Raw genomic sequence first — 6,831 nt, forward strand, 5'->3', positions numbered from 1 at the left:
ATGAGGGAGAGCAAGAGATATGGTTGAGAAGAATAATAAGCTCGGCTTTGTTGTGGCGGGCTTATTGCTAGGTATTTTAATGGCATCGATGGATAATACCATTGTCGTAACGGCGATGGGAACAATCGTTGGTGACTTAGGAGGCCTCGAAAACTTTGTATGGGTCGTTTCTGCCTATATGGTCGCAGAAATGGCAGGCATGCCTATTTTCGGTAAGCTATCAGATATGTATGGTAGAAAGAGATTCTTTATTTTCGGTTTAATTGTCTTTATGATTGGTTCGGCACTTTGTGGTACTGCTGAAAATATTACACAGTTAGGTATTTATCGTGCCATTCAAGGTATTGGCGGCGGGGCATTAGTGCCGATCGCGTTTACTATCGTTTTTGATATTTTTCCACCTGAAAAACGCGGGAAAATGGGTGGTTTATTCGGAGCTGTATTTGGATTATCTAGTATTTTCGGGCCATTACTTGGCGCATATATTACCGATTACATTAGCTGGCACTGGGTATTTTACATTAACTTACCACTTGGCATTTTAGCACTTATTTTTATTACATTCTTTTATAAAGAATCACGCGTTCATAGAAAGCAAAAGATTGATTGGTTTGGCGCAATTACTTTAGTTGGTGCAGTAGTTTCTTTAATGTTTGCGCTTGAACTAGGCGGACAAAAATATGATTGGGATTCTAGCTTTATTTTAAGTCTATTTGGTGGATTCGCTATTTTAATCATCGCATTCATTTTTATTGAACGAAAAGTAGAAGAACCAATTATTTCATTTGAGATGTTTAAGCAGCGCTTATTCGGAATGAGTACAATTATTGCATTATGTTACGGTGCTGCATTTATGTCAGCAACTGTTTACATTCCGTTATTCATTCAAGGTGTATACGGCGGGACTGCAACAAACTCAGGATTATTACTTTTACCTATGATGCTAGGATCAGTCGTAACAGCGCAGTTAGGTGGATTTTTAACGACTAAGCTGAGCTACCGAAACATTATGATTATTTCTGCTGTTATTATGTTAATCGGATTATTCTTATTAAGTACATTAACGCCAGAAACAAGTCGTGCATTATTAACGGTTTATATGATTATTATCGGATTTGGAGTAGGTTTCTCATTCTCTGTACTAAGTATGGCTTCAATTCATAACTTCGGTATGGAACAGCGTGGATCTGCAACTTCAACGAGTAACTTCATTCGTTCATTAGGAATGACACTAGGTATTACAATCTTCGGAATGATCCAAAGAACAGGTTTCCAAGATCAATTAGAAGAAGCATTTAAAGGGATGAGCGGGGGAATGAATACAAAATTAGGGGATTCAAGAGCCATTTTATCAGAATCGGCAAGATCTCAAATCCCTCCGCAAATATTAGATAAGATTATTGACGCTCTTTCTAGTTCAATTGTTCAAACATTCATGTGGGCATTGGTACCAGCTGGATTAGCATTCATATTCATTTTCTTTATGGGAAATGAGCGTATGGTAATTAAGAAAGAACAAATGAATAAAAAGAGTGAAACATCAAAAGCGTAATGAAAAATCTCCTTTCCAATTGGAAAGGAGATTTTTCGTATGTACGGTGTTAGATTAGCCTTCGATAATTTCGTATTCTTCGTCTGCAAGTAATAAAATTTGCGTTTTCTTGCCTTTGTTTTGAACTTCGATTACATCGTATGCGCCTAAGTCTCTTACTTTGCTTTGAGAAGCGTTAACCATAACTTCAATAGAATCAATTAAGATATCTTCTTCAATATATGATTCAGGCAATGCCATATCTTCAGTATCTAATACACACGCATATAGATTTTGTAAATTTTCAGTAGTTGGGTTTTGTTCCTCAACATCAATGATATTTTTTACTGCATCCATATTTTCTTCTTTTGCTTGGTACACTTTAATTTTAGCCATAATTTTAATCTCCTTTATAACGTAATCGTAGAGGCTACACCTCATTATAACGTTTTTTTTATGAAAGATGAAATTGTTATATGTATTTATAGTAAAAATTATGTGTCCTTACTCAAAATTGGTGTGATTTCCATATAAATGTACGAGTAGGTAACGATAATGTTACGTTAAAGTTATATTGTCCAAGCTTTTCTTATTTTCTTCCTATATGTATGTAGTAGCAATTCTATATAGAGAAGGGATGGAGTGTAAGTGGGTTGTGAACCGAGAGTTTCTAGAGATTTTGTTCAAGTACCTGAACTGGTAGGTTTTGGTAGGTTTTCGATTGCTTTTATCACATCCAGCTGGAGACCCTTTAAACTACGGATTATTATTTATTAATTTTCCTGATACGATTTTTATTTTTATATTGGCATCAAGCGGATACCTTGCCATTTCGAACTGTTTAAAAATAGAGGGCGGAACTGGTGATGCCGAAATAGAAGAGATGAAAAAATGATAGAGGATGACGATAATACGTACAAGTCAGTTGTTAAATTGACTAAAGTATATAAGAACGGTGAGACGGAATCTTTTATTTATAAAAATGAGTTATAATACATGTATTTAAATGAACCCTCAAACTATTGTTGAGGGTTGTTACATAATTAATTATGTTGATCCTTTAAGCCATTTGTTAACGAGTAAGAAATATATTTATTGTTGACTTATTTTATAGGTTGATCATTTCATAGTTAGTAGATGTTATAATCATTTTATGTTTACTGATATTTTATAAATATTCGAAGTTTCAATTTAATAGTCAATTGCTTTTATGATGAACAGGTGGGTGTGTATATGAATACGAATTATGGAGCGCTCATGAAAATGTTAAGAGTGGTTGATTCTAAAGAAGGCGGGAATGTAAATGATATATGAAGCGAATATACATACAAGAAAAAAACTAGTTTCTATGTTTGAGGATTTCAATAACGTTGTTTTACTTTCTTATTTACAAGGGCATATGGGTACTGCTTGGGTAAATGATCTTGAAAATCCAACAGTAGCACAAGTTACGGTAGGAATTTTTACATTTTACGCTGGAGACCCAAATACGAAAGAAACAGAAGAGTTATTACGTAATATTCCAGAAAGAATTTTAGTTATCGTAAATAGTGAAGAGTGGAAACAACGCTTAGAAACATTCCATGAAAGAAAAATAGATAAGTTTTTACGTTATAAATTCAAACGAAATCCAGAAGTTTTTAATCGTTCAAAATTACAATCTTTTATATCAGCACTTCCAAAAGAATATGAGTTAAGAAGAATAGATGAGCATATCGCAAATAGCCCCAAATTACATAAGATATCTGAAGATTTTACAAGTCAATTTCATTCGATAGAAGATTATATAAACCGTGGTATAGGTTATAGCATTTTATATAATGGAGAAGTTGTATGCGGTGCATCCTCCTATAGTATTTATAATGATGGGATTGAAATTGAAGTTGCGACTGATCACAATCATAGAAGAGAGGGCTTGGCAACTGTAGTTAGTGCAGCTATTATATTGGATTGCTTAGAAAATGGAAAGTATCCAAACTGGGACGCAGCGAATACTACATCTGCTAAACTAGCAGAAAAGTTAGGATATGAATTTGATAAGGCATATGATACTTATTTTGTAGATAATAGATGAGTGAAGGAGTTACATACTAAAAAATACATGCGCCCTAGTACGTAAGTCTAGGGCGCATGTATTAGTTGGTAAATATCTTCATAACAATTTTATCACATTTTATCTTTTGAATGTTTGGAATTAAAGATATTCATGTGACTTTTTGAAAAAATAAAAGAGCAGTTAGCAAAAGCTAACTGCTCTTCTCCAAGGGGGAATGGAGAAATACAATCATGTTACCTATAGTATTGACAGAACATTGAGTTTTAATCAGCCATTTATAAAAGGAGAGATAAAATATCTTTGATTAATCCTTAGCTCCCATTAGGAGTACTGATAGAAAAACGATTGAGAATATATTTTTTTATTACATTTACAATTTGAAGAGTAGAACGTGTTTATCGTAATTCTCCAAACACCAATTATATTTTTTTAGAATGATTGGATGGACTGCTTCTTTCGTAGTATCGACTTCAGTATATCCATATTTCTTATAAAAGTTTTCTAATTCCTCAAAAGGAAGACAATATACATTTTGTATTTGTGATTTTTTTGCAGTTTCTACTAAAAATGAAACAAGCTCACCAGCTAATTGTAGCCCTCTAAATTGAGGCGGAATAAAAATTCCGCCCATTTCTAAAGTATCTTCATCTATTTGGACTAATCGGCCAACACCTGCATACTCGTTGTTATATGTAATAATTGCAACTTTATCTCTCTTTAAATCACTCCGTACAAATCCTATTGAGTCATATTGGTTATTAATCCATTCTAAATCGTTAGATGTGGCCAATTGAATACTCATATACATCCTCCTTCGGAATACTAGCGCTCTCTTCATTATATAGAACATAAGATACTATATCAAAAGAACCTTGAGATAGCACATTTGTTTAAGTTATTAGTTAAAAGTGTGGGATTGCTGGCATTGAAATGATGGCTTCACCAAACATAGGATAATAATCTTGTGAATTTAGTGTTACATAGTCAAAATAAAAATTAGTTTATGTGTTCGGTAACGCACGATTGTTTAAGTGTAGAGAAAATCATAGGGTTATTTTAATTAGTAGCTACTGTATTCATTGAAGCTATTAAGGAAATGTGGTAATCGCCAGCCCTAGTGATACAAATCATATTAGGATTTAGTAAAAAAAATTCTTCCTGAAAAAGAGGGGGATTAAAGATAAGAGCACTTCGAAAAGTGCCCTTCAGTAACGACTACTCATTCTAAAAAGAAAGGATGCAATATATCATATGAAGTTTAGTGTATTTAAGTATGGGTCTTTTATATAAATGTGAAATAAAAGAGGGTTGTCTTCTTATTAGAAGGCAGCTTTTTGTTATTACAAAAAAGAATTAGAAATAAAATATAAATTCAGTTACTTGTCCAAACAATTTTTTTGAAAATACATAAAATGCTAGTAGTTAGCCAATATTTTTATATTGCTAATTTTTTAGACTAAAAGGGGTGATTTTATGTGTGATTGTGAAGTTTGTAGAAGAAAGAAAAAACGTGATCCATTAAATCGGGGTTCTGAACCAAAAAAACAGGATTCCGAATCAGTAAATTCTTATTCATTTAGTAAAAATGCAAATTTTTTAGAAGAAGCTATACAAACAGATGAAATCGATCAAGTTTCTGAGGAATATATTGAAATAGTAGATTCAGCAGATGTACAAGTTACTACTACAAATACAAAAGCTGCACTATCTATCCAAGCCGCGTTACAAGCAGCTATTGTGGTTGTAGTAAGTATTTCTATAGCAGATAGTGAAAAGGCAGATAAAATAACACAAGAATTGTTTCAAAAATCATCTATTAAACAAATTAATAGACAAAAAACATTTATTAAAAATTCCAGAAACGTAACCGTAACAACTACTGATACAGATATTGCAGTGAATATTCAAATTCTCCTTCAAATTTTATTAGCGTTACTAGTTAAACTAAACATTTTATAAAGTGTCTATCCCATTTATATTTAGCTATAAGGGTTCACTCTAATTAAATATTTTTTTGTTGTAATATGTGGTACAAGCTTGCACTTCTCATTATGACTGAATTAATATTGGTGAACTTATTATTTAACAGTGAATAAAACTTATATATGTGAAGTAAAGGAGGGCTGTCTTCGTATTAGAAGACAGCTTTTTGATTTTATTAGTAAAAAAGTGAAAATAGAAGATTAAGTTACTTGTCCAAGCAATTTTTATTTAAATGCATATAATGCTGGTAGTTATTTGAAATTTTTATATAAAACTGATAGGAGTGAATATTGTAAATGGATGATTTAAATAAATTTTCTTCCTTTAAGTTTGATAAGGATCAAAAGAATATAATTATAGACCTTTTACTCTCAGATATTTTTAATAGGCATGGGATAAATGAAGAAAAACTAAAAAATTTATCACCAGAAAAAAAGCAGCAAATTAAAAGTATTGTTTCTGAAATACAATCACAAGTTAATAATTATTTAGATTGAAAGGGGGTGAATGTATGAAAAAAACATGTCATTCAGAGGAAAATAAAAGGTGGAGTGCATTAGACTCCTCAAATCCTCATCCATCTTTTAAAAATGCTACCGTTTCAGAAGCTGCAGCACAAGAAAGTAAAACTTACCAAATTTCTGAAGAATCTATTACAATTGTAGATTCAGCAGATGTAGAAGTTACGACTACAGATACAAAAGCTGCGTTATCTATTCAAGCTGCATTACAAGCAGCTATCGTGGTTATAATAAGTATTTCTATAGCAGATAGTGAAAAAGCTGACCGTGTAGCACAAGAATTGTTTCAAAAATCATCTATTAAACAAATTAATAAACAAGAAACTGTTATTAGAAATTCTAGAAATGTTACAGTTACGACTACAGATACAGACATAGCAGTAAATGTTCAAATTCTTCTCCAAATTTTATTAGCTTTACTAGTAAAATTAAATATTTTATAAAATGTTTAACCTTCTTTAGATATAGTGCATCTTACAGGTAAATATTCACTGTTTTAATTATAGTACAGGCTATAAATATTTATCATAACTGGACTAATATTCAACATCACCAAAGTATGAATGTAAACAAACAATGTGATGGAAAATAAAGTTTGGTTATTTTATGAAAATTGAAAAGCCATTTCCTTTTGAAGTGACCCCCGAAAGTTAGACAGGTCGTTTCATTAGGCAGCCTCTAGGGTATGAGCCCGGTATTGTACTGGGCTCATACCCTTTAATTTTGCCTTAATTCTTTTA

8 protein-coding genes and 1 pseudogene are annotated in these 6,831 nt (G+C 32.0%); 6 read left to right on the forward strand and 3 right to left on the reverse strand.

The window, feature by feature from the left end; genetic code table 11:
• Positions 1 to 19 precede the first annotated feature (19 nt).
• Positions 20 to 1,552: an MDR family MFS transporter gene (locus ACS2CR_RS21455; protein WP_000229618.1), complete on the forward strand. Its 1,533-nt coding sequence runs from the start codon at positions 20 to 22 to the stop codon at positions 1,550 to 1,552.
• Positions 1,553 to 1,606: 54 nt separating this feature from the next.
• Here the strand turns inward: ACS2CR_RS21455 and ACS2CR_RS21460 are convergent, their stop codons facing one another.
• Positions 1,607 to 1,927, reverse strand: coding sequence for a hypothetical protein (locus ACS2CR_RS21460; protein WP_001062731.1), 321 nt, complete (start codon positions 1,925 to 1,927; stop codon positions 1,607 to 1,609).
• A 261-nt stretch (positions 1,928 to 2,188) separates the two neighbouring features.
• Here ACS2CR_RS21460 and ACS2CR_RS21465 point away from each other — a divergent pair.
• Positions 2,189 to 2,524, forward strand: a pseudogene (locus ACS2CR_RS21465) (BC_2878 family exosporium-associated protein); the annotation flags it as partial.
• 310 nt (positions 2,525 to 2,834) lie between these two features.
• On the forward strand, positions 2,835 to 3,605 hold the full coding sequence (locus tag ACS2CR_RS21470) for a GNAT family N-acetyltransferase (protein ID WP_000638734.1): 771 nt from the start codon (positions 2,835 to 2,837) through the stop codon (positions 3,603 to 3,605).
• Positions 3,606 to 3,957: 352 nt separating this feature from the next.
• Here the strand turns inward: ACS2CR_RS21470 and ACS2CR_RS21475 are convergent, their stop codons facing one another.
• Positions 3,958 to 4,389 (reverse strand): GNAT family N-acetyltransferase, encoded by a 432-nt coding sequence (locus ACS2CR_RS21475; protein WP_053514313.1) that lies wholly within the window; start codon positions 4,387 to 4,389, stop codon positions 3,958 to 3,960.
• A 671-nt stretch (positions 4,390 to 5,060) separates the two neighbouring features.
• On the opposite strand from ACS2CR_RS21475, the gene ACS2CR_RS21480 reads away from it, so the two are divergent.
• The 3 genes from ACS2CR_RS21480 to ACS2CR_RS21490 all read left to right on the forward strand — a co-directional run bounded on the left by ACS2CR_RS21480 (position 5,061) and on the right by ACS2CR_RS21490 (position 6,534).
• Complete coding sequence (locus ACS2CR_RS21480; protein WP_016110152.1) at positions 5,061 to 5,546, forward strand: spore coat protein; 486 nt, start codon at positions 5,061 to 5,063, stop codon at positions 5,544 to 5,546.
• A gap of 320 nt (positions 5,547 to 5,866) precedes the next feature.
• Positions 5,867 to 6,067: a spore coat protein W gene (locus tag ACS2CR_RS21485; RefSeq protein WP_000342253.1), complete on the forward strand. Its 201-nt coding sequence runs from the start codon at positions 5,867 to 5,869 to the stop codon at positions 6,065 to 6,067.
• A gap of 14 nt (positions 6,068 to 6,081) precedes the next feature.
• The gene (locus tag ACS2CR_RS21490) at positions 6,082 to 6,534 is read left to right on the forward strand and encodes a spore coat protein (RefSeq protein ID WP_000750489.1); all 453 of its coding nucleotides are present in this window, start codon (positions 6,082 to 6,084) and stop codon (positions 6,532 to 6,534) included.
• Positions 6,535 to 6,758: 224 nt separating this feature from the next.
• Here the strand turns inward: ACS2CR_RS21490 and ACS2CR_RS21495 are convergent.
• The coding region (locus tag ACS2CR_RS21495; protein ID WP_228161212.1) for an integrase core domain-containing protein at positions 6,759 to 6,831 on the reverse strand (73 nt) is incomplete at its 5' end.

Source organism: Bacillus cereus group sp. BceL291, from assembly GCF_051776705.1.
GTDB classification, from domain to species: Bacteria; Bacillota; Bacilli; order Bacillales; family Bacillaceae_G; genus Bacillus_A; species Bacillus_A cereus.